We start from the raw sequence: 23,657 nt of genomic DNA, 5'->3' as shown, positions 1-23,657 counted from the left end.
TGACCACGCTCTTGACCTGGCCTTTTCCATAACGCTCAATACCTTGACTCTTTACCAAAGCACCTTATGGTGGTTTGATGTTCTCCCCTGTAGGACAACACCAATGGGTCGGTTCCACCATCTTATAAACAGTTGGGTAACGAATTTTCAGCCGTTCGTTACGCTCGGTACTGGCAATCTTTTATTTTTGATACTTCTTGAGTCTGGTCTTGTTAGTGTCGACTCATATGCACAGGAGTATCATTGCCAAACAACTGGCAGAAGCTCCTTTGTTACGTATACACCTCTTTTATACTCAAAATTTTCTAAGTTAGTTTCTTTTTTATTTAACCATTCTATTAATTGTTTTGGATAATTTACACCAGCACAATGCGCAACTGGATAGTGTCCAGATATTCTACAATTCATCTCTAACAAATTCAAGGTATCGGCCTCATCAGCAAGTATATCCACAGAAAGAATACCCTTATGCTTAGTTGCTTGGGATAATTTTTTAGCTAATTCAATAAATCTTGCATTGTCAACCGTCAAACCTAAATCTGTTTCTCCAGAACGCATCTCCACCTTCTCTTTAGGAATTACAGTTACAAAATTACCATTCAAGTCATTAATTATATCTAATCCATATTCTTTCGACTTTTTAAACTCTTGTATCAATACACTTTCTTCCTTAAAATCGGCACTCTCATACTTCAAATAGGAATTAAACACCTCATTTTTGCATTTATTATACAGAACTTGCAACTCTTCTCTATTGTCTACAACATACAGACCAATAGACCCCATACCAAACCTAGGTTTTATAATTAAGGGATAATAAACACGCTTTGACTCTATTTCCTTTAATGCATCTTCTATGGATAGATATGTTTTAGGAGTTGCAATGTTTATTTCCTGTGCAAATTTAAATGTCAACCATTTATCATTACATATTTTAAGGGTTTTCAGTGGCGCATGAACTAAATTAACACCAATTTCCTCAAATCGCTTTTCTGACGAACCTAAAACTACTAGGTCTATGTCAAATAACGACATTATTGCATCTATCTTATGCTTTTTACAATACTCTACTAAACTATCAATATAATCATTGTCATATATATTTGGTGCAATAAAGCTAAAATCAGCTTTTCTGAAAGCAATTGTAAACACACTATTACATACATGAATCTTAGCATCTTTTGATACTTGCTTAAAATAATCGACAATATAGCCTCTTCTACCTACTGACGTTAATAATATATTCATTTTTTAATTTTTTCAAGTTTATTAAGGGTATGAAGTATATCCCCATCTCTAAACGATTCTAACTCATTTATAATTACCGAATCATCTAGATCCCACCAATTCAGTTTCATTATTCTATCAATTATATCTTCGGGAAATCTAAATTTTATTACCCTTCCCGGATTTCCTGCTACAACTGCGTAGGGTGGAATATCTTTTGTTATTACAGAGTTTGCTCCAACCACCGCTCCATCACCAATCACCACACCTCTTAAAATAACGCTACCTGCTCCAATCCAAACATCATTACCTATTATTACTTTTTTCTCATATCTATTGTGCCAATCCTTTGTATTGTAAATATTAAGATTAGAGTTAGGATTGTATAAAAAGTCATGAGTAGTAATTCTATCAATCTTATGTTCCCCTCCCCCAATAGTAACATGCCAAGAAATAGAACAGAATTTCCCAATCGTTGCGTTATATATTCTTGTGTCACACCCTGTATACGTGTGTTTACCTATACTAGTATTTTGAAAGTAGTTTCTTCTGTCTACCCTAACATATTCCTCTAAATGACAATTTACTATTCTTGAATTATCGCCAACACTTACATATTTTCCTAATTTTGTCTTTTCTATACTAACATCTTTATATAAATTAATTGTTTTATCCATATGGTTATTTAATTTTTGTCATTCAAAACAAGAACTTATATTGTTATTGAATTTTTTTAGTATTTATCACTTTGTCTTCTAGTTTGTTTTCCCCTTACTGGTAACGGTCTCGGCTATAGCTAATTGTGTGAGTTAACACTTAACTTTGCAAGTACGCACCAAACTGAAAATCCCTACAGATTTTGAGAAGTAGATGAGCACAAGCAATTACTTATAGCCATTGTGTATGCCCAGCATGGGCATTTTGTATCGAAGATACCAAATTATTCCAGAGGTTGAAAAAGAAACTTGTACACTGTAGGCTTCTGAATTCCTAAGCAGGTTCACGCTACCTAACTTGTCCCTATAGTCGGGGTCTGACCAAAGGTCTTTACCCGCATCTGACATTATGGAATCTTGGCCAGTGCCTTCAAGGCAACACATAAGGTCAGTATCGACAGTCAGGTCGGTCAGGTCGTAATAGAAGTAGGAGAAAAACCGGCTTCCCTGTTCAGAAAGTGTTCCTATTGCAAAACCGGAGAACTGCATACAGTGGCGTGCTTCGACCAAAGAGGGCCACCAGCCAACTGGTTTAACAAAATCAAGAAACAAAATAAAAAGCGCCATTTAGCTTAATGGGACAGGTATGCCCTAATGGCAAAAACAGCCTCAAATTCACTCCAAAACCCTTTACCTAATGAATAATAGCTACTAAACCAAAGAACCCTAGGCCATAGAACAACTTAAAATCAAAAACTTTTTCATTCTCCCAAAGCTAAAAAAGCAAAAGGAGAAAACCATTCCCCATAGTAACCCTAATTCCCAACATCACTTCGTTCAACACTGCATTCAGACTAGGCTGTTCCAGCCGTCAGAATGCTTAGTTATTATGTGGCGTTTTTTATTCTTTTTTTTATAAATATTCTAACGTTATTTTTTGCCCTGACAGGCACACCATTGACTTTTCCAGGCACCCAAGTCGAATATTTCGTCTTTATGTGTGTTACAGCAATTTCAAAAAGTTCGTTTTTATATTCTTCATTTTCTTCAAGCTGAGCTACAAAGTTGCGAGAATAAAATCCTGAAATTGTACTATCCTTTTCTACAGTAAACCCTAAGTCAAAGAATGGCCAACCACCATAATTTCCTTTTTTCTCCTTTATATCAAGACTGTCAACAGTAATACTTGGTATGTAATCGCTTGTTCTTTTATTTTCATTCGGCAATCTTGGCCTTTCGTCACAATCCCAGTATTCTACAATTTTATTTTCTGATTGAGTTCGAGATAGGAAAAGACTATCTGCTTCTTTATGCAGGTTTTCTTTGAAGTCAATTCCATATTTGTCGATGATTACTTTATCCATGTAGTCTCCATAACAACCTTGAGTTTGATGTTCAAATACAACACAACCAATTAAATCAAATTCAAAAACAAGTCCGTTTTCCTTGCAGAGTTCTCTCAGTTCTCTTTCGTATCGAATGTCTCCGAAAAGAAACCCTGCACTTTGTGTAAAAACAATCTTTCCATTATTAATATCTTTTTTTGCTCTTTCAATTTCAGAAATACAGAGAGAATCATTTGAATTGGGATTGTTTACGTATTGAATTCTTTCAGGTAATTCATATACTTCTATATCATTCTTCTGCTTGTCCTGTGAACAAGCATTAAATGAAATCAGAGTGAATATTATGAATAGTTGTCTCATGTTTTTTAAATGCCACATAACGTTTAGTGTATTGTGTCGTAGCATCCCGAAGGGTGCTATGCACTATACACCTTGTTGTGTGTAGTTATTTTTTATTTTCTATGTCCACCAGTTTCAATTCATTATGGTAAGCTTCAATTCTCGAGTGTGCAGTTCCGTCAACTAACAAGATGACTATTAACATTGCAATGAATGTAATGCTAATTGCTCTCCAAGTAGGCGTATTAATAAACAGAATTATTAATGCAGCTACAATAATTAAAATAGGAATTACTTTAAATACGACAGTGTATTCCTTTAAGGTACTTTCGGTTCGTTCTATTTCGGATTTATAAAAGGAAGAAGTATCTGTATTAAAGTCCTTTTGAAATTGATTTACTCTTTGAATATTTGTGTAGTTAAGACCGCTGCCAATGATCAAAAGTAATATGCCTGCTACTAAAGTTGGAATGATATAAGCTTTTGCTAAATCTGTTTTTCCTAATTGCCAAAATCCAATACTGGCAATTAAAAAACCAATTGCAAAAAAAATAAAGAAACGGGTCGAAAAGACTTCCGTTTTTGCCCATTCTGTGGCTAATTTTAATAATTCCATTTTAGTTTAGTTTATATTTTTCTCTGTATTTAGATGGACTTATACCTTCCTTCTTTTTGAACAGTCTCGAAAAATAGGCTGGATATTCAAACCCTAATTCATAAGCAACCTCTGATACAGTTTTATTTGGTTGCAGTAAAATGTTTTTTGCTTCGTCAATTAAATACAATTGCAAATGTTCAGTTGTGGTTTTGCCTGTTTGTTTTTTAAGCGTATCGCTTAAATAACGTTGTGAAACAGACAATTCATCTGCTACCTGCTCTATGTTCGGAATGCCATTTTCTTGTAGTTTTCCCGATTCAAAATATGAGTCCAAATAATGATTAAACTGCTCCAACAAATTATTGGATAATTCTTTTCGATTTAAAAACTGCCTTTCATAAAAACGGTTTGCGTATTTGAGCAAGGTGTCCAATTGAGAAATGATGATGCCTTTACTAAACTCGTCTTGGTTGTTTTGATATTCAATTTCAATATTTTCTACAATGGATTCTATTTGTTTTTCTTCTTTAGGCGAAAGGTGCAAAGCTTCATTTACGGAATATGAAAAGAAACCATATTTTTTTATGCGTTGTGCTAATTCTGTTCCTTTCAAAAAATCTTCATGAAAATTTATAGAAAACCCTCTTTGTTCAAAAATTACGCTATTATCCCATTGCAAGACTTGTCTTGGTGAGATGAAAAACAATGCACCATTAGTAAAATCGTATTGGGTGCGACCGTAGTTTAAATTGCCTTCTACAAACTTTTTAAAACTAATGGTATAGCAGTCATTGGTAATTGGTGGTGAACTTTCTTTTGGACAAGGCAAGTAGCCATCGCCTTTTGAATTAAAAACACTCAACATTGGGTGCTCTGGACGAGGCAACTCCAAATACTTTAAATAGGATGATAAGGTTTTGAAGTGTTTCATTTCACTAATTTAAATATTCCATTTTACTCCTGTCTCTTTTTCTGAAACCTCCCATAGTCGTTTTGCTACTGTTTTATCTTTAGCGTGAGGTTCTATTTTGTGTGCTCCAACAGGACCTACCCAATTACTTCTTCCTGTAGGTCCGTAAAAACCATTTTGGTCAAGATTTCGCTCTGTGGCACACATTAGTTGGGGATACGCACCTCTCTCGGCAGATTGTGTTAGTGGGGATAATTTCATCAGATTAAAGATGAATTTCATCATAAAACTACCGCTTGTATTTATCAAGTTGGTTCTTGAAGAACCAGGATGACACGCATAGGCTTTAACATCTGTTTTTCCAACTTCTTTCAATCTATCTTGTAATTCGTACATTGACATAATCTGTGCGAGTTTACTTTGACTATAAGCATCGTTAGGTGTATAGTCTTTGTCCCAATTCAAATCATCGAATTTTATGGTTTTAATTCCCATATCATAACCCATGCTTCCAACTGTTACAATTCGACCTTTGGACTTTTCAATAAGCGGAAACAATAAAGCTTGCAATGTCCAATTTCCATAGTAATTCGTTCCCATTTGACTTTCCCAACCGTCTACAGTTAGCGTCTGTTTCGGTACTTGGGCAATTGCTGCATTACAAATAAGAGCATCTATTTGAGGAACTGTTTTTAATATTTCTTCAGCTGCTTTTTTTACAGATGCTTGCTTGGATAAGTCCATTTGAATGTTAATTACTTCAATATCTTTACCCAATTCTTGTTTCAATATTGTGATGGTGTCTTCCGCTTTTTTTAGGTTTCTATTGAGCATTATCACTTTTGCACCTTTTGAAAGAAGGATTTTTGCAGCTTCAAATCCTGTTCCGCTTGTGGTACCTGTTATGATATAAATTTTACCATTCAAGTTTCCAATTCTGTCTGGCATCCAACCCTTTTTACCAAATTGATTCGTTTTCATTTTGTCTTTTTTCGTTAAGACAAAGGTCGGATGGAAGTAGGTCAAACTCTTTATACAGATTTTCGAATGTTGTATACTTTTTGGTTGGTTTTAATTACACACAACAATAGGGTATCTACTGTTTGAAGAAGACAATATAAGGACTAGTTACGCTTATTCAAATTGATAGATACCTACTGTTGTATTGAGTTTTTCTTTGCCTTTGTAAAAACAAACCCTTCTCCTCCCGCTCCTGCGGGCATCTCTAAAGAAAAACGGAGTTGGACAAACTTTACCTATTTACCTGTTATCTATCAGGGTTTTATTTCCAGTTATGGATTTTTATGCTTGGATAAGAACCGTTGCTGGAAAGTTAGCAAACAAGCCAACTACTCCATTGTAATTGTTTTTGATTTTTACCCCTTATTCCTTGACTTTCTGAAGGATAAGGGCTAACTTCAATCAAGTCTTTGAGACGTTCTCGACACGTCTACAAGTGATCACCACTTGCACGGTCTCACCGCAAAGACTTGAAAGTCGGCTTACCGCCTTCAAAACAATTACAATTCCTCTCCCGCTAAAAACCCTGTAGATTAACCTAAAAGTTTGTCAAATTCAATACAACAATTGTATAAAGCTATATTTTGCTTAAGAGTTGCGTGTATATCTATTATACTCCCCTAAACTAACTAAATACTTCTAAAGAAAAAACCCTTTATGGCCTTTAAAAAGGGGTTTTTAGCAAAATGATAGGTTTAATGTATATTTCGCTCTAACCGTTTGGTAACCGTTTACAAACATTTAACAAACGGAAAATGCCGGAAACCTTTATGTTCTCTTATACCCATGATTTACCCCCAAATAGTCAATTGCCTCTTGTAATCTCTTAACTGCTGATTTTATAGTGATTTCAACCTTGCATAAGAGAGCACAGAAAATCCTTTTTCTTGATCCGAGTTTAATTCAAAAACCCAATGCAAACCATCATTTTACCAAAATGCTTTACTTTCAACCTTCTCTCTTGTCAGTTTTTGGTCAAATGGATCAGTTAAAACTTAAAAAATACTGCCAAAAAGGTGGGAATTTCCGGAAAAAAGCTAATAATTATCAGTTAAAACCTAATAATTTCCACCTAAAAGGTGGAAGCTTGAATAAAAAAGCTGAAATCATCGAGTTCCGAAGTACCCCTCCCCACTTCTGAACCTGGAAAATTTGACCCTATCCAAAGACTTTTCCTGAAATTTTGTCATATTTTCCAGTTTTTACCCTGTTTTTTGTCAGTTTTTGGTCGAATTTTTCAGGTTTGAGGTGAAAAATATCAGTTCTGAACTGGAAAATTCGAGTTAAAAGGTCCAAGCTTGTCAGTTTTAGGTGCCCCATACCTGTTTTAAGGTGGGTAATTGAGGTTTTAAACTCCAATGGGTAGGTTCTGAAGTACCCTACCCCAGTTCCGAAGTACCCTTGTTTGGCCCCTAGACTCAATATCTTTTTAACGTTCTTCGATCCCTACGACTTCGACAAGCTCAGTCTCCGGGAGTTAGGTAGGTTATTGACATTTTCGGTTCCTACAGCTTCGACAGGCTCAGCCTCCGGGAGAGGATTCCTACAGCTTCGACAGGCTCAGCCTCCGGTACGACTGGTACCACTGGTCCAAGTTTAACGTAGTGTAACTTGGACCTACAATGCTGAAAGTTTCCAACTTTATTAAATAAATCCTGAATTCAATCCGGATAAAAATAGTTGGGTGGTTTCTGACGTTCTTCGATTCCTACGGCTTCGACAGGCTCAGCCTCCGGGAGAGGGTAGCTATGGCTGAAGGTTTTGAAAAAATGGTGGACTATAAGGTTCACCGGGTTTTCTCAAAAGCCCCTATATAAAATCAAGCAATCCTTCTAACTTCATTCCTCTGCTCCCTTTGATGAGAATCTGATAATCTTCTAAATTGGAATCCTGAAGCCAGTTTCTTAAGGAAAAGGCATCTGGAAAATAAAGGGCTTTGGGGGCTTTGGAAAGGGCATATTGGGTGTCTTTTCCTGTAAAACAGATTTTATCCAGGGCTATTTTACTTACAAGTTCTCCCAACTTCTCGTGTTCAGCTTTGCTGTATTCTCCAAGCTCATACATATCCCCAAGGATTACCATCTTGTGCTTGCGTTTATTCAACTTGCCAAATGCCTCAAGGGCTGCTTCCATGCTGGAAGGGTTGGCATTGTAGGCATCCAGTAAAATCAGGTTGCTTCTTTTTTCAATGATCTGGGAACGCATGTTTTCTGGTACATAAGCAGCGATGGCTGCCGCCGCTTCCTTCATAGGCACCTCAAAATACTTGGCCAAACAAAGGGCTGCTGCTATATTGTCAAAATTATAATGCCCAATAAGATTGGATACATAGCTAGTTTCCTCGGGAGGCAAGCTAAAGGACACATTCGGCGATGCACCAAGGAAAGTTACCTGGCAAAAATCAGCTTTACCTGGAAAGAGAACAGGGTTTTTAAACCTTCTGATCATATTGGTAAAGATTTCCTGCCCGGAATTAATAAACACCTGCCCATCCGTCTCCAATAAAAATTGAAAAAGCTCTGTTTTTGTCTTCAATACTCCTTCAGTCCCTCCCATGCCTTCTAAATGGGCCCTACCTATATTGGTAATCAGCCCATGGGTAGGCAAGGCTATCCGGCACAATTCATCTATATCCCCTTGCTTGTTGGCCCCCATTTCTACAATAGCAATCTCAGTTTCCTCCTTCAAGCCCAAAAGCGTCAGGGGCACACCAATGTGATTGTTGAGGTTGCCTAAAGTCGCCTGCACCTTGAATTTACATGACAATGCCCTAATCAATAATTCCTTGGTAGTGGTCTTGCCATTGGAACCCGTTAATCCTATAACAGGTATTGACAATTCTTTCCGATGATGGGTAGCCAATTGCTGCAATGCCGTTAAAACATCATCCACCAAAAAATACTTTTCATCCTCCACCACTTCCGGATCATCCACTACCACAGCCATGGCACCTTCTTCCAAGGCTCTTTTCGCATATTGATTGCCGTCAAAAGAGGGGCCTTTTAAGGCGAAAAACAAATCTCCTTCTTCAATTGTCCGGGTATCTGTTGAAACACGTTTTGAAGAAAGAAAAAGGGAATACAATTGTGCTATCTTATCCATTGTGGTTAATCATTTTTTGAAGGCAAATTCAAACAAGTACTTCCATCCACCTGTTTAGAGGCAAAAGTAATGTATCTGTTTTCATTAATTGCCGTTAAAGTTCAAAAATACCTTTCTTAATGGAAAGCAAAAAATTAATTTTACCCCTAAGGAAGATTTCGCTTCCAAACCGCAATTATCACTTATGTTGACAAAATCAATCTACCTTTTCTTGTTGCTTATTTTCGTCACCACATTGGTAAAAGCCCAATATAACTTTGAGTTTAATACAAACATGGAGGTATTGGATGCCGATGGAAAAAGCCTGCCCATGGCATTTGCCGGAGGGATAAACGCGGCTCAATTCCAACAGTTTGATAGTGATAACGATGGTGAGGAAGAACTGGTTATTTGGGACATAAATTCAGGAAGCATTCAGGTTTTTGAGAAAAGTGGGGCTGCTTATAAATTTCTCCCAGGAGGAAGCTACCTGTTCCCTGAAGATGTAAACGCTTTTCTACTGCTGCTTGATTTTGATGGAGATGGTAAAAAAGACTTGTTTACAGGTTCTCCATTTGGCATCAAGGCCTATAAAAACATTACCCCTCAAGACAGTTCATTGCCCGTTTGGGAAGTCGCTCAAAGCTTTCTACGTTTGGAAAATGGCTCCAACCTTACGGCCAATATACTAGACATCCCGCTAATTGAAGACATAGACAAGGATGGAGATTTAGACGTGCTTACTTTTAACTTTGCCTCAGGAGATTTTTTGGAGTACTACCAGAATACCAGTATGGAACGCAATGGTTCTCCGGATATAGACCAATTCAAAGCCTCTCAAAACCATTGGGGAAACTTTGAGTTTTGTGGTTGTGGTGAGGTAAGTTTTGGCTTTACTTGTGGTGGAGCACCTTTAAGCAATGCCCGTCAAAACACTGACGGACTTAAGGTGCTGCATTCTGGTGGCCATACCCTGCTCTACAAGGACCTTGATCAGGATGGTGTCAAAGACCTGCTGATGGGCCGCGACGAATGCAATTCCCTTTACTTCTTACCCAACACCGGAACCGATGAGGCTCCTGTATTTTCCACCTTAAGTACGAACATCCCTCAATACGGACAGTTGCCTCAATTCCCAATTTTCCATGCAGGGTATGTATTGGAAGACGATTTGATTGTTTCTTCTCATTCCTCTGCTACATCTTTCACTTATAAAATAGACTTTGCAAAAGCATTGTACCGACTTTCCCCAAATCCGGATGCCAGCCCAAGCCTCTTTTTAAAAGATGACATGTTGGATTTTGGAGAAAATTCACGGCCATTTCTTGTAGGCAACCAAAACAATGGCGAGCTCTACATTGGGGCAAATGCCAAGGTAGCTAATGAGATACAAGGTAGAATATGGGCTTATGAATTGAGAGACAATCAGGCCAGACCAATCACTGATGACTACCTGAATATCAGCGAACTAAACCTAACAGAACCGACCTACCAAAGGTTTTCAACAAAGGACAATCAATCCTACCATATTGTTACTGGGGACTATTATGAAAACAATGTGCCCGAAAAGAAAATTTTCATCTCCAATGTCACAAGTCCTGAGGACCGAAGTGAATTGAATCTCCCATCTATGGTGCTTCGAGGCTTAGATCAGGTTCATTTTTTCCATAATCAAGCCAATAACTACCTACTCCTCGCAAGGCAAACAGGTGAATTAATACTCTACTCCATCAAGATCAACGATGGTTTTGAGGCCGAATTGATATCCAATGATTTTCTGGGCTTTTCAGACAACCCTGTGGATAGAAATTTGGCAGTGGCAGTGAGGTCTGGAGCGAAACCTTTGCTTATGGCTATCAATCAGCAAGGGGTTTTGTATGCTGTTGAAGATTTCCTGCAGAAAAGTGAAAGGATTCAGGTTTCAATAAAATTAAGAGATAAAACATTTACAGAAACCAGATTTGGCAAAAACACCTCCATTACATTTGTGCCGAAATTACTGGGCGAAGGTTTTGATTTAATCCTTGGCAATAGGGCTGGTGGTTTGGAATATTTAATGCAAACGGACAATGGAGGTTCAGAACCGGGATCAAGTACAGAGATTCTCCTTTTTCCCAACCCTACAAATGGTCAGGAGTTTAGAATTGCAATAAACAAGAATGCCAGGATGAATATCTACAGTCCTTCAGGAGCCCTAATAAAGAAAGGAATAGACTTGGTGAAAAATCAGGAAAATCTATTTAACAGCTTTGGCTTCCCTTCTGGTTTGTACCTATTGGAAATCATAAACGATGAAAACGAAAGGCATTATAGAAAGTTGATTGTTAGTCCTTAAAGAAGGATTCGTTTCCTTGAAAATTATCGAGGAAATCCCCCTTTCCCCCCCTTTAAAGGGGAACAAAGGGGAATTTTTTACCTAACCTAAAAACTATTTTTCAGATCGAATCAATCTAGGGAAAAGCTATCTGAGTCTTTCCATGCCGGAAATTTAGTCCTGTAATCCAAAAGTGCCTTGCCATCCAATTCCACTATGGAAATCTTAGCAGACTCTCCAGCCTGAATGATATCTTCGCCTTTGAATCCATAGGCTGCTGAATGACCACAATAGGCCACACCATTACCATCCTCACCAACACGATTTACACCAACACAATAACATAAATTCTCTACTGCCCTGGCTCTAAGCAAAGCGTCCCAAGCCATCACCCTAGAGGCAGGCCAAGAAGCAACATAAAAAAGCAGATCAAAATCCATTTCTCCTTCTGGAGTAGCGCTATTCCTAGACCAAAGTGGAAACCTTAGATCGTAACAAATTTGCGGTCGGATCTTCCAACCTTTACAGGTAAAGGTTTTATTCTCCTCGCCCATCGAAAAATAATTGTCCTCACCAGCCATCCTGAAAAGGTGTCGCTTGTCGTATTGTAAAAGTTCTCCCTCTGGAGTTGCCCAAAGCAAGCGGTTATAATAGTTGCCCTTCTCTTTTATAATGACACTTCCTGTAATGATAGATTTCAACTGTCCAGCCATTTGAAGCAGCCATTTTGAGGCGTGCAGGTTCATGGGTTCTGCCTGATTGGCTGAATTCATGGTGAAACCAGTGGTAAACATTTCAGGCAATACAATTATATCTACCTTTTGATCCATCGCCCATAGCTTTTCTTCAAACATGGCAAGGTTAGCTCCGCTGTCTTCCCAATAAATATCTGTTTGTACTAAAGCTAATTTAAGATTTTGCATAGAGATGGTCTTGAAATGAAAAAAAACTTACCCTAAATCAAGGGTAAAGCATTCGGTAATCAGTAGACACTTTGCCTTTGCTAATATCCACCAATTTCCCTTTGACCATTCTCCTTTTTAAACCTTTGAGGTAATCTACAAATAAGATCCCTTCCAGGTGATCGTATTCGTGCTGTATAACCCTGGCCGTCATCCCTGAAAACTCCTCTTCTTTGAGGTTCCAATTTTCATCAAAATACTCTATGGTCAATTTTTCAGGTCTTGTGATCTCAGCTCTGACTTCAGGAATACTCAAGCACCCTTCTTCAAAGGTGTATTTATCTCCATATTCGTCAAGAATGATTGGGTTAATAAAGGCTTTTCTTATACCTATTTCATCATCCTCCTCATCCAACATCAAGTTGCTGTCCAGGACAAAGAGTCGTATTCCTTTATTTATTTGAGGGGCAGCAAGGCCTACACCATTGGCTTTGCCCATCGTTTCAAACATATCACTAATTAACCCGCTCACATCCTCACCTTCATGAATTTCTTCTGCCTCTTTCTTTAAAACCTGGTGACCATAAGCTACTATAGGGTATATCATTTTCTATTTAAGTATGTTTGTAAAATTATAGCGGCACTGATTTTATCCAGGTTGCCCGCCTTTTCTTTTCTGTCTTTTTTCTTGCTTCCCATACTGATCATGGATTGCATGGCCATTTTGGATGTGAAGCGTTCGTCCACCAATTCAACTTTTATATTGGGAAAAGTTTTTCTTAATCTTTTCTCTAAAGATACAACAGGCTGCGTCATGTTCGTGTCTGTCCCATCCAAAGATTTGGGCCATCCCAATACAATTGCCGAGACCTCTTCCCTGCTTGTATAACTCTTTAAATATTCCAACAATTGGTGTGTAGGTATAGTTTCCAAGGGACTTGCTACAATCATTAAAGGATCAGTAACAGCTAAGCCAGTCCGCTTAGTTCCAAGGTCAATGGCCAGTATCCTAGCCATCAGTTGCTTTTTATTTGCAAATGAAGCCTTCTAAAAACCTCACGCTCTAGCTCCACCGCTTTTGGGAATAGCAGGTCATTCTCAATTTTTGCATGTATCATAAGTTCACTCTCCAGTTTTTGAAGTTCTAGGTACAATACCCGCACAGAGATACTTGCATCTTTAGAAATGAGGTAATCATTGGTAAGTTTCCTTATCCCCTTCATTTCGTCATCATGTGCATCATGTTCTGCCGCCATTCTTTGAATAGAAGGCAATGCAAACACTTTGATTGCCTCATTCAAAGGGATTGAGCCATTTTCTATCTCATGCAGGTAAGCAATCCTTTCGAAAAGGGTGTCCTCCTCCTCATGGATATGGTGAATAAAGTCATCCACAAATAAAGGGAACATCAGTCTCAGGTCAGTAATTAGGCTTTTCTGAGACTTCTCCATCTCTATTCCTTCTACCATACTGGTAAGGAATGGCAATGCTTGCCTTATAAAATAACGGTGCTTTTTCTTTAGGTAACCTACCAAAACACCAATAGGATGAAGGAAAAGTTCATCCGAAGTTGGTTCCACCCTACTTGCCCATTCTTCTAACTCATCGATTACCTGAGAAGGGTTTACCTTGTATTTGGCACAGACATCTTCCAGTGAGTGCTGCTCATGTTGAAAAAAACTTATTCCAAAATAGTGCAATACTTCAGCTAAAACATGGTTTTCTGTAACCAATTCTCCAATGGATTTTCTATGTTTGTTTTTAGAAGAGTGCATTAACGCAAAATTAAAAGAAATTAATGTAAAAAAAGTAAGTTATAGCACCGATTTTAAAATTATTACGTTTATCTAAACGAAACGCCTGTAATACATGTTTAATTGTAAAATTGGCGAAAAACGATTAAATTAAACGATGCTTTTCTTTGCATTAAAATATAAACAGGAACAACGTGAGCATAAAGAAGAATACAAAATCACAAATAAGACTACCAATTTTCCTGGCTTTAGGCATTTCTGCAGGTATTTGGATTGGAGCCACCTTTGCTGAACCCTCTACGGATAGAAATGATCTGAAATCAGCAATTTACAAACTGCAGGAGATCATTACCTATATCAATAGGGACTATGTGGACAGTGTAGATACCAATGAACTGGTAGAATTTGGCATTGAAAAAATGCTGGGCAAACTAGATCCGCATTCAAGCTACATCCCAGCAAAGGATGCTGCCTTGGCGAAATCTCAGCTTGAGGGAGAATTTGATGGCATAGGCATTGAATTTGGTATTTTAAGAGATACCATTTATGTGGTATCACCACTTACTGGTGGACCTTCAGAGAAAATCGGTTTACAATCTGGTGATCAAATCATAAAGGTCGATGGGGAAACCGTGGCAGGCACAGGGGTTACCAATAGAGATGTGTTTGATTTATTGAGAGGACCTAAAGGCAGTCAGGTAGAAATCGCTATCAAAAGAAAGCGTGTATCTGAACTTCTTGACTTCAATATAACCAGAGATAAAATCCCTCAATACAGTGTGAATGCCTCCTATATGATCGATGATCAGACAGGTTATATCAAGATTACCAGATTTGCTGCCAATACTCACGAAGAATTCAGGAATGCCTTGCAGGAATTGAAAGCTGAGGGAATGAAGCGCTTAATAATGGATCTTCAAGGAAATCCTGGGGGATATATGGGTGCTGCCATAAACATTGCCGATGAAATGTTGAAAGACAAAGCGGTAATTGTGTCTCAAAAAGGCAAATTAAACAGATACAATCAGGAAGCCCTTGCGGTACGTCCCGGAGCTTTTGAAGAAGGTGCTGTAATCGTACTAGTGAATGAAGGTAGTGCCTCCGCTTCTGAGATTGTAGCTGGCGCCGTACAGGACAATGACAGAGGTTTGATTGTTGGCCGAAGATCTTTTGGAAAGGGACTTGTTCAGATGCCTATAGACTTATCTGACGGTGCAGAGCTAAGACTTACCATTGCCAGGTACTATACCCCTTCAGGCAGATCTATCCAAAAACCTTACGGAGAAAGTGAGGAAGATTATGCGATGGATTATTACAATAGACTTGAGCATGGGGAATTCTTTAGTGCAGATAGCATAGACTTCAATGACAGCTTGAAATACGAAACCTTAAAAGGAAGAACAGTCTACGGAGGAGGAGGTATCATGCCTGATTACTTTGTTCCTTTGGACACAAGCATGTCGAGTGGTTATGTCAACAGGTTATTCAGCTCCGAATCTTGGAGAGAGTACATTCTTGACTACCTGGATGTAAATAAAAAGAAATTTGAAAAAATGCCTTTTGAGGAATTCAACAAGGGTTTCGAGATTTCAGATGCCATGCTGAAGGATTTGGTCAAAACTGGAGAAAAATACAAAGTAAAATTCATTGAGAAGGACTTTAACAAATCGAAAAATTATTTAAAGATTCTTCTTAAAGCCCATATGGCTAGAAATATTTACGATGATGATGCTTTTTATAAAGTAGTAAACGAAGTCAATGAAATTTATCAGCAAGCGATAAAACTGCTGGACAATGCCGGCACATTGGCTTTCTTTAAAGAGTAGAAATCAATAATCTAAAAAGCCGGGGGAGAAATTCTACCGGCTTTTTTTATGTTGTTTTGGTCCTAATAAAAAATACACCGTAGAACGAAACTAATCCATTATTTCCAATGAAAGAACCTATCCAAATTAAAATCAATCATTACGCCGTTTACGCCAGAAACCTTATTGAGACCAATAAATTTTACAGTGACATTATTGGACTTCAGAAAATTGAGGATCCCTTTAAAGATGACAAACATACTTGGTTTGATATTGGGTGTGGGCTATCTGTGCATGTAATAGAAAGAGACCAGCCTTGGAAAGAACAACTTGTAGACCGTACCAATCATGTGTGTTTTTGCGTAACTGACTTGGAAGCTTTTATGGAAAAACTGAATAAACATCAAGTGCCTTTTGGAGATTCTAAAGGTAGCAATGGAAAGGTTAATCTTCGTCCAGATGGTATTAGGCAGATATTCTTTCAAGACCCTAATGGCTATTGGATAGAGATCAACGATGATATTTAAGGGAAGAGGCTAAAAAAATAAAAAGAGAGGGAACAAATTAGCTCCCTCTCTTTTTATTACTTATTTATAAATTTCACTTGGCCATTTGTCATTGGCTATGTTAATATCAGGAAGCATTTTGGCAGGATCAATTTCTACCTCCACTAGCTGTTTTTCAGATTTGTGTTGGTAATTCCAGCTGTCTCCTCTTTGCCATATTTCCACCGGTAACACAATGTTTTCTTTGCTACCATCAGCGTAGGTAAGCCCCAGCTTCACTGGCATTGGCACACCACCTTTATTGCTTAGAATAATCACCTGATCGTTCCCGTAAGGCACTACATTTTCTATGGCCAAATCAATATTATCTGTTCCATAAAACCAGGATTTCCAAAACCAGGAAAGGTTCTCTCCACCTACATTTTCCATGATATTGAAGAAATCATTAGGCTGAGGATGCTTGTATGCCCAGGCTTCGATGTAGGCCTTAAAAGCATTGTCGAAACGTTCCTCTCCTAAAATATACTCTCTCAAGAGCAGCAGTCCTATTGCTGGTTTCATGTAAGCAATCATCCCCAAGTTAGAAGTATTGGCTACATCAGGGTAGGTATCTATACCTTCCCTATCCTCACTGTTAAACCAATTCAGGTATTTTCTGGTTTGCTGCATACTGGATCCATACTCACCTTCATTGAATGCTATTGAACTGTAATGGTTGATAAACGAGTTGAATCCTTCATCCATCCATGCGTACCTTCTTTCGTTGGTTCCGACAATCATAGGAAACCAATTGTGTCCAAACTCATGATCTGTAACACCCCATAGTGAGCCTTCTTTGCTTTTGTAGCTACAAAAGTTCAACCCTGGATATTCCATTCCATTAATATCAGCAGCCACATTAACCGCAGATGGGTAAGGGTAAGGGTACCATTTATTGGAATAATGTTCTATAGATGCTTTGCTGTATTCGGTAGATCTGCTCCAAGCATCCTGCCCATCACTTTCTTTGGGATAAACAGACTGTGCAATGGCCTTTTTACCTTCAGGTAAGTTGATCCTGGCCGCATCCCAGATAAATGCCTTGGATGAAGCAAAAGCTACATCTCTAGCATTTTCAATTTTAAAATGCCAGGTAAGTGTTCCTTCCTGTTTGGGCCTGGTCAATTCTGGCTTGTTTACCTCCTCCGGCTTCACAAGAAACACCGTTGCATCACTATTCTTCGCCTTATCCAATCGCTCTAACAAGGTTCCATTCAGTACTTCTTTGGGATTCTGAAGAGCTCCGGAGCCAACAACAATATGGTCATAAGGCGCGGTTACCATATAGTCAAAGTCTCCATAGTCCAGGTAAAACTCCCCTGCTCCAAGATAAGGTTCTATGTTCCAACCCTCCACATCATCAAAAACAGCTACTTTAGGATACCATTGAGCCAACGCGTAAATCGTGCCATCATCCACTTTTAATCTACCCATTCTATCCATTCCCTTTACAGGAACTTTAAACTCAAAATTCATGGATATGGTAGCTTCACCACCTTTGGCAGGAATTGGTTCATTGAAGAACACCTGCATTCTAGTATCTGTAATAATATGTTTGGAAGAAGTTGTACTTCCCCTTTTATTCAATTTTGCGGAAACATTGCTTATAGAAAAACCTCCATCCACATCCCCGGAATACCTGTTACCTTGTATAGGGGTTGTAAGGGTTCCTCTTGAATCGGCTTTAAATCTATTTTGCTCAAGATGCATCCAAACAAAAGCTAAATCTTCCGGACTATTATTGGTATAGGTAATGTCTATTTTACCAGCAACAGTATGTTCATTTTCATCAATAGTAACAGCTATTTTATAATCGGCAGCATTTTGCCAATAGTCTGGACCTGGCTTTCCGGAAGCCGCCCTATAAGCAGAACCTTGCCTATAAGTAAATTCATTGAAATCATTTTGGTTATTGCTTGTCACCTGAGCCGAAACCCAATTGGTGGAAAACATAAGGGCTACAACCAGCCATTTGCTTAGATGATTATAATTCATATTTCTTTTTTTTTGCTAAATTAATGGAATTGAGGAACAAAAAAGAATTCATCGGAATTAATCCTTCTTTATTTCAAGCCTGCTGAAGGATAAAAAAGTTTCAATTAAGCCTGGCTAATAAAAGTTAATTTGGCCAAATCCTTTCCTTAAAATTTGAACTATCACTAAGCCATATTGAACACCTACGATCTTCGGATTTGTATTTCTAAAAATTTGAGGGGTAATTTGAACCGCAAATAACGATTTTATGAAATACTACCTAATATTTACCTTACTACTGCTTACCGTTTTAACTTCTTTTGCCCAAAATGACAGCACGACACATACCTTAGATGAGGTCATCATTAAGGAGAATAGGATGAAGATTCCCTTTTCAAAAAGTTCACGAAACATTAGTATCATCCATAGAAAAGAAATTGAAACTACACCAGCAAGAAGCTTACAGGAAATCCTATCCTTTACTCCAGGGCTGGATGTAAGACAAAGAGGTGTAAGTGGAGTACAAGCGGATATAGGCATCCGTGGTGGTTCCTTTGAACAAACCCTTATGTTGGTCAATGGCATTAAACTATCAGACCCTCAAACAGGCCACCATATGGTCAACATCCCAGTGCCCTTGTCAAGTGTACAAAGAATTGATGTGCTCAAGGGACCTGCTTCCAGAATTTATGGTCAAAATGCCTATGCAGGTGCAATAAACATTATCACCGAGCTTCCTGATAGCTTTAACTTACAGGCAGGCGTATACGGTGGTGATTTTGGGATGAGAGGGGGTTCTTTTCAGGCCTCCCTTCCAATAGGAAAGTATAAACAAAACATTGCCGTTTCTCATGATGCCAGCGATGGGCATTGGTACAACAGTGATTATTCCATCAATACCCTTTTCTATGAAGCAGGAATAGCCTTGACAAATACTCAAGAAATCAAGACAATGCTCTCTTTCGCCAATAGAGATTTTGGGGCCAATGGTTTTTATACAAGTTCCTTTCCTGATCAATGGGAGAGCGTTCAAACCAGCCTTGCGGCCATCAGTCATACGCTGGAAGTAGGAAATACTTACCTACAAACAAGGACTTATTGGAGAAGCAATAAAGATGAATTCAGATTGAAAAGAAATGACCCATCCTTTTTTCAAAACCAACATACTACCAATGTATATGCCATTGAAATCAATGGTCGTCAGGAAACTGACTTTGGTACAGTTGGCTATGGACTTGAAGGAAGGCAGGAAAAGATCGACAGCAATAACCTGGGATTGAGAGAAAGAACCATCATGGGGGCTTTTTTAGAACACCGAATGAATTTCTCTGAATTTGGAGACATTAGAGCGGGGGTTTATTCCAATTACTATTCAGAATACGGCTGGAAACATTTCCCTGGTGCCGAACTAGGTTATCAACTCAATTCATGGCTGAGAACCTATGCCAATTTTGGTATGAGCTACCGAATCCCTACCTACACAGACCTTTATTACGTAGGCCCAACCAATATAGGCAACGATGAGCTAAAACCTGAAAAAGCCATCAATTATGAAGGGGGCTTTAAAATATTAAAAAAAGGATTCAGGGCTGAAATAGTTTATTTCAACAGACACACAGACAATCTGATAGAATGGACAAGAGCGGACACAGAATCACCATGGGTACCTCAAAATTTTAATGAGGTTACATTTCAGGGTATAGAAACTGGAGTGCAGTACCAATTTACCAATGGACAAAACGATTTTAAATTACGAGAAATAAGCATCAGTTATAATTTTATAGATGCCAATCTTATAGAGAAGGAAGGCATAGAAACCCGGTATTCTTTAACAGCACTTCGTCATCAACTAATCACAGGCTTACAATTGGCTTATAAGGAAAATCTGGAATTGACTGCTAAAATGAGGTATATAGAAAGGATGAGTTTGGACCCTTACTTCTTATTGGATGCTCGGGTAGATTTCAACCGACTGAAGAAATTCAGCTTTTTTGCAGAAATTTCGAATATTAGCAATACAGATTATGTGGAAGCTGGAACAGTTCAAATGCCGGGGAGATGGGCAAGAGCGGGGATGAATTTCAGGCTGAAGTAATTATTTTTGGGGTGCGAAAGGAGAACTTCAATTTGATCTAACTCATTCCCTGCTTGAATTAATCCTATTAGAATGAGGCTTATTCAATTAGCGGATGGGTCAATCTTCCGAAAAGTGCCAACCTTTGTCCTGAAATATTTCCCGGACCACAATTTTCGAGGGAAAGAAGCATTGCTGGATCCTTGTAATAATTGTAAGCCATGTACAAAGCATTTATTCGGCTAGAGGTAAAGCAATGCGAACCTTTGGGGTTGTCTATGACAAAATGGTAAGCCTTGAGCAGCGACCCTGAACCATCCTTTTCTATATTATCATAAATAGTATTGTCTCCCAACCTGTGTAGGAATTCTGCATGGGCAGTAAGGTGTTCAATATAGGTCATGGTATAATGGGTTCCACTTCCATCGGAGGGCAGATGGTCTCCGTCTATAGGATCATCGCCTCTACGGATTTCTTCGGGAATAGCACCATTGGATAAAATCCCCCAAAGGCCAACTTTCGCATCCAATTTCCATTCTTTAGTTGTTTTCTGCCGGCCTATCTGAAGCCTATTATGTGCAACAAAGGCCTCTTTAGGACTTAACCTTATTACTTCAGGGCTAATTTCCTCTAGCCTCCATTCTGTATGATCCATCAGGTAATAGGCAATCAGGGCAGCAGAAAATGAGCCTGCTACACCCCAATTATTCTTTCTATAGCGACTTGCCCAAGCCACTTTAGGGTACATGACATCCTTTAACCAGACTTGGTATTTTAACTTATCGGCCGGAGTCCATTTCGCCCAACCTTCTAAAAGATCTGCAGCATAAATATAAGGGGTACCCCCTCTGGAAAGGTTTAAAATTCCCTGTGCGCCCCAATGAAATTCCTTTTCTTCCTCATTTTGATAATTGTAGGTACTAGTAAGGTCTAAAATTAGTTTTTTGGCTTTTAAAGCATAGGATTCATCCCCTGTCAGGTGCCATGCAATGGCCAACCCATATACGAGTTTGCCTCCTGTTGAGCTTAATTGAATAGGGTTAGAAGAACTCCTACCCACAATTTTCACCTCTTCAGGCAAGCCCTCCCACTGTGCAGACGCCTTATTCAAATCGTTTATAAAGCTCAGGAATTCAATCACATTGGTACGATAGGGTTCTATTCCCATATCAGCCTTTTCTTTAATTTCCAAGAGCTCTTTAGGAGAAACCAAAATCCCTATAGACTCATTTTGAGGGATGCTACTTTCGCTATCAGGCATTTGCTTGAAGCTTAAACTGGTAATAACCAGGACAGACAGAAGGGAAATAATATGGCTCATGTAAATATAATGTTTCTGTGTTCAGTGATTTCAAACTCCCCATAAAGATATTGGTTTTAAGCACTTTTTTACCTAAATCATACAAAAGCCTCAACCAATGGACTTGAACCATTAATTGGGGCTTTACCCACATCTAAAATTTAGACATGTACTTTTCTTTATTTTTTCCGTGCTTCCAAATAAGCATCCAGGTATTTTTTGTCGTTTTCATCGCTGTCTCCATATTTTTCGCGAAGCTCTACTAGCCTTTCATGCATCATGGTTCTAACTTCTGCATATTCCGGATCGTCATATACATTGTTCATCTCAGAAGGGTCCTCTTTCAGGTCATACATTTCCCACTCGTCAATGTCATAATAGAAATGCATCAATTTGTAACGGTCTGTAGCCACTCCATAATGACGCTTTACCATGTGTACAGAAGGATATTCATAGTAAGTATAATAGACTGCATCCCGCCATTCACCTGATTCTCCACTCACCAATTTCCGGAAAGATTCTCCCTGCATTTCTTTAGGGGTAGCTACACCTGCATAGTCAAGAAATGTAGGTGCAAAGTCTAAATTTTGAACCAGCTTGTCGATTTTGGTTCCTGGTTTTATTTCCTTAGGATACCGCACCAAAAGAGGCGTTCTAAAAGATTGCTCATACATGAAGCGCTTGTCAAACCAACCGTGCTCACCAAGGTAAAATCCCTGATCAGAAGTATAGACAACGATGGTATTCTCAGCCAAACCATTGGCCTCCAAATAATCCAGAACTTCACCTACACCATCATCCACTGACTTGATTGTTCTAAGGTAATCTTTTATGTAGCGGTTAAATTTCCAGTGAGCGATTTCTCTCTTTTTCTCAGCACTGAAAGTAGATTCATCTCCCTGACCAAAGGCCTTTTTGAAGGCTTCGTTTTTAGGATCATAGGCCGCTTTCCATTTGGCAAGTTGCTCTGGATTAAAACGCTTTAATTCATTGGCAAAACCGGTACTGTCACCATAAGGATCCACTTCCATTTTAAAATCATGTCCCCATCGGGCATGTCCATCTATTTCCATCTCCTGCGTTTTAGCGGCAGTTCCTCTACCCGCATAGTTGGTTTCTTGGTCAAAGTAATTGGCTGGAGGAGTAAAGTCCTTATCATCGTACAAGGTCAGGTATTCTTCTGCCGGCTTCCAGTTTCTATGAGGTGCCTTTTGATGGTACATCAAGGCAAAAGGTTTGTCCTGATCTCTACCACTCTTTAGCCATTTAAGGGCCTCAATAGTGGTAATGTCTGTCACATAACCCTCAAACCTTGTTCGCTTACCATCTACCAGAAAGTCCGGGTTATAATAATTGCCCTGACCGGGCAAAACCATAGAATAATCAAAACCCTGAGGCAATCCATCCAAGTGGATTTTTCCAATAAGAGCGGTTTGATACCCATTGGCTTGTAATAGCTTAGGGAAATTGTCTTGATTCCAATCAAAGGGCTGCACATTATCTACCTTACCGTTAATAAAACTGTGCTTACCTGTTAAAAGCACAGCTCTGCTTGGTGCACAAATGGAGTTGGTTACTGTTGCTCTTGTGAAAATAGCTCCTTCATTAGCTATCCTATCAATGTTTGGCGTTTCATTTAAACCATGCCCATAAGCACTAATGGCCTGATAAGCATGATCATCAGACATGATAAAGAGAATATTCGGCGGTTTTTCATCCTCCGCCTCCTGCACTTTGGTATTACATGACATGGCCAAATAGGCAATGGCTACCATGTAAAAGATTAATTTTAGTTTACAAAAATTCATTTTA

18 protein-coding genes and 2 pseudogenes are annotated in these 23,657 nt (G+C 38.6%); 6 read left to right on the top strand and 14 right to left on the bottom strand.

Annotation, left to right across the window (positions count from 1 at the left end; genetic code table 11):
- Nucleotides 1-240: 240 nt before the first annotated feature.
- Both CA2015_RS11990 and CA2015_RS25425 read right to left on the bottom strand, forming a co-directional pair.
- Nucleotides 241-1,248: an ATP-grasp domain-containing protein gene (locus CA2015_RS11990; protein WP_048642133.1), complete on the bottom strand. Its 1,008-nt coding sequence runs from the start codon at nt 1,246-1,248 to the stop codon at nt 241-243.
- Nucleotides 1,249-1,372: 124 nt separating this feature from the next.
- Nucleotides 1,373-1,547, bottom strand: a pseudogene (locus tag CA2015_RS25425) (DapH/DapD/GlmU-related protein); the annotation flags it as partial.
- A gap of 717 nt (nt 1,548-2,264) precedes the next feature.
- Between CA2015_RS25425 and CA2015_RS25495 the strand changes: the two are divergent.
- A pseudogene (locus CA2015_RS25495) lies at nt 2,265-2,519 on the top strand (IS91 family transposase); the annotation flags it as partial.
- Between the two features lie 251 nt (nt 2,520-2,770).
- On the opposite strand, the gene CA2015_RS11975 reads toward CA2015_RS25495, so the two are convergent.
- The 4 genes from CA2015_RS11975 to CA2015_RS11960 form a co-directional block, all read right to left on the bottom strand.
- On the bottom strand, nt 2,771-3,589 hold the full coding sequence (locus CA2015_RS11975; RefSeq protein ID WP_048642130.1) for a hypothetical protein: 819 nt from the start codon (nt 3,587-3,589) through the stop codon (nt 2,771-2,773).
- Between the two features lie 85 nt (nt 3,590-3,674).
- Nucleotides 3,675-4,184, bottom strand: a complete 510-nt coding sequence (locus CA2015_RS11970) for a hypothetical protein (protein ID WP_048642129.1) — start codon at nt 4,182-4,184, stop codon at nt 3,675-3,677.
- Between the two features lies 1 nt (nt 4,185).
- Nucleotides 4,186-5,097: a helix-turn-helix domain-containing protein gene (locus CA2015_RS11965; RefSeq protein WP_048642128.1), complete on the bottom strand. Its 912-nt coding sequence runs from the start codon at nt 5,095-5,097 to the stop codon at nt 4,186-4,188.
- 9 nt (nt 5,098-5,106) lie between these two features.
- The gene (locus CA2015_RS11960) at nt 5,107-6,057 is read right to left on the bottom strand and encodes an SDR family oxidoreductase (RefSeq protein ID WP_048642127.1); all 951 of its coding nucleotides are present in this window, start codon (nt 6,055-6,057) and stop codon (nt 5,107-5,109) included.
- A 162-nt stretch (nt 6,058-6,219) separates the two neighbouring features.
- Between CA2015_RS11960 and CA2015_RS11955 the strand changes: the two genes are divergently transcribed.
- A complete protein-coding gene (locus tag CA2015_RS11955; protein ID WP_048642126.1) occupies nt 6,220-6,492 on the top strand; it encodes a hypothetical protein in 273 nt (90 codons plus the stop codon).
- A gap of 1,413 nt (nt 6,493-7,905) precedes the next feature.
- On the opposite strand, the gene CA2015_RS11940 is transcribed toward CA2015_RS11955, so the two are convergent.
- A complete protein-coding gene (locus CA2015_RS11940; RefSeq protein ID WP_048642123.1) occupies nt 7,906-9,198 on the bottom strand; it encodes a UDP-N-acetylmuramoyl-tripeptide--D-alanyl-D-alanine ligase in 1,293 nt (430 codons plus the stop codon).
- Between the two features lie 184 nt (nt 9,199-9,382).
- Here CA2015_RS11940 and CA2015_RS11935 point away from each other — a divergent pair, with 184 nt between their 5' ends.
- Nucleotides 9,383-11,512 (top strand): T9SS type A sorting domain-containing protein, encoded by a 2,130-nt coding sequence (locus tag CA2015_RS11935; RefSeq protein WP_157470452.1) that lies wholly within the window; start codon nt 9,383-9,385, stop codon nt 11,510-11,512.
- 110 nt (nt 11,513-11,622) lie between these two features.
- Here CA2015_RS11935 and CA2015_RS11930 read toward each other — a convergent pair whose 3' ends face one another.
- From CA2015_RS11930 to CA2015_RS11915, 4 genes are read right to left on the bottom strand one after another with little or no spacing between them, the layout of a single operon-like run.
- Nucleotides 11,623-12,414: an amidohydrolase gene (locus CA2015_RS11930; protein ID WP_048642121.1), complete on the bottom strand. Its 792-nt coding sequence runs from the start codon at nt 12,412-12,414 to the stop codon at nt 11,623-11,625.
- A gap of 37 nt (nt 12,415-12,451) precedes the next feature.
- Nucleotides 12,452-13,000: a peptide deformylase gene (gene def / locus CA2015_RS11925; RefSeq protein WP_048642120.1), complete on the bottom strand. Its 549-nt coding sequence runs from the start codon at nt 12,998-13,000 to the stop codon at nt 12,452-12,454.
- Entirely contained in the window at nt 12,997-13,410 is a 414-nt protein-coding gene (ruvX, locus tag CA2015_RS11920; protein WP_048642119.1) for a Holliday junction resolvase RuvX, read from the bottom strand. Before ruvX ends, def begins: the two co-directional genes overlap by 4 nt.
- Nucleotides 13,410-14,168: a hemerythrin domain-containing protein gene (locus tag CA2015_RS11915; RefSeq protein WP_048642118.1), complete on the bottom strand. Its 759-nt coding sequence runs from the start codon at nt 14,166-14,168 to the stop codon at nt 13,410-13,412. Before CA2015_RS11915 ends, ruvX begins: the two co-directional genes overlap by 1 nt.
- A gap of 173 nt (nt 14,169-14,341) precedes the next feature.
- Here CA2015_RS11915 and CA2015_RS11910 point away from each other — a divergent pair, with 173 nt between their 5' ends.
- A complete protein-coding gene (locus CA2015_RS11910; RefSeq protein ID WP_048642117.1) occupies nt 14,342-15,973 on the top strand; it encodes a S41 family peptidase in 1,632 nt (543 codons plus the stop codon).
- Nucleotides 15,974-16,080: 107 nt separating this feature from the next.
- Entirely contained in the window at nt 16,081-16,479 is a 399-nt protein-coding gene (locus tag CA2015_RS11905) for a VOC family protein (protein ID WP_048642116.1), read from the top strand.
- Between the two features lie 60 nt (nt 16,480-16,539).
- Here CA2015_RS11905 and CA2015_RS11900 read toward each other — a convergent pair whose 3' ends face one another.
- Nucleotides 16,540-18,492, bottom strand: a complete 1,953-nt coding sequence (locus tag CA2015_RS11900) for a M1 family metallopeptidase (protein WP_048642115.1) — start codon at nt 18,490-18,492, stop codon at nt 16,540-16,542.
- Nucleotides 18,493-18,739: 247 nt separating this feature from the next.
- Between CA2015_RS11900 and CA2015_RS11895 the strand changes: the two genes are divergently transcribed.
- Complete coding sequence (locus CA2015_RS11895; protein ID WP_048642114.1) at nt 18,740-20,566, top strand: TonB-dependent receptor plug domain-containing protein; 1,827 nt, start codon at nt 18,740-18,742, stop codon at nt 20,564-20,566.
- Nucleotides 20,567-20,645: 79 nt separating this feature from the next.
- Here the strand turns inward: CA2015_RS11895 and CA2015_RS11890 are convergent, their stop codons facing one another.
- Together CA2015_RS11890 and CA2015_RS11880 are read right to left on the bottom strand one after the other, a co-directional pair.
- Nucleotides 20,646-21,806, bottom strand: a complete 1,161-nt coding sequence (locus CA2015_RS11890) for an alginate lyase family protein (RefSeq protein WP_048642113.1) — start codon at nt 21,804-21,806, stop codon at nt 20,646-20,648.
- Between the two features lie 218 nt (nt 21,807-22,024).
- Nucleotides 22,025-23,653: a sulfatase family protein gene (locus CA2015_RS11880; RefSeq protein ID WP_048642111.1), complete on the bottom strand. Its 1,629-nt coding sequence runs from the start codon at nt 23,651-23,653 to the stop codon at nt 22,025-22,027.
- Between the last annotated feature and the right edge of the window lie 4 nt (nt 23,654-23,657).

Source organism: Cyclobacterium amurskyense (assembly GCF_001050135.1).
Classification (GTDB): domain Bacteria; phylum Bacteroidota; class Bacteroidia; order Cytophagales; family Cyclobacteriaceae; genus Cyclobacterium; species Cyclobacterium amurskyense.
Note: the sequence above shows the minus strand (reverse complement) of the source record. Positions and strands in the feature narration are given on the sequence as shown.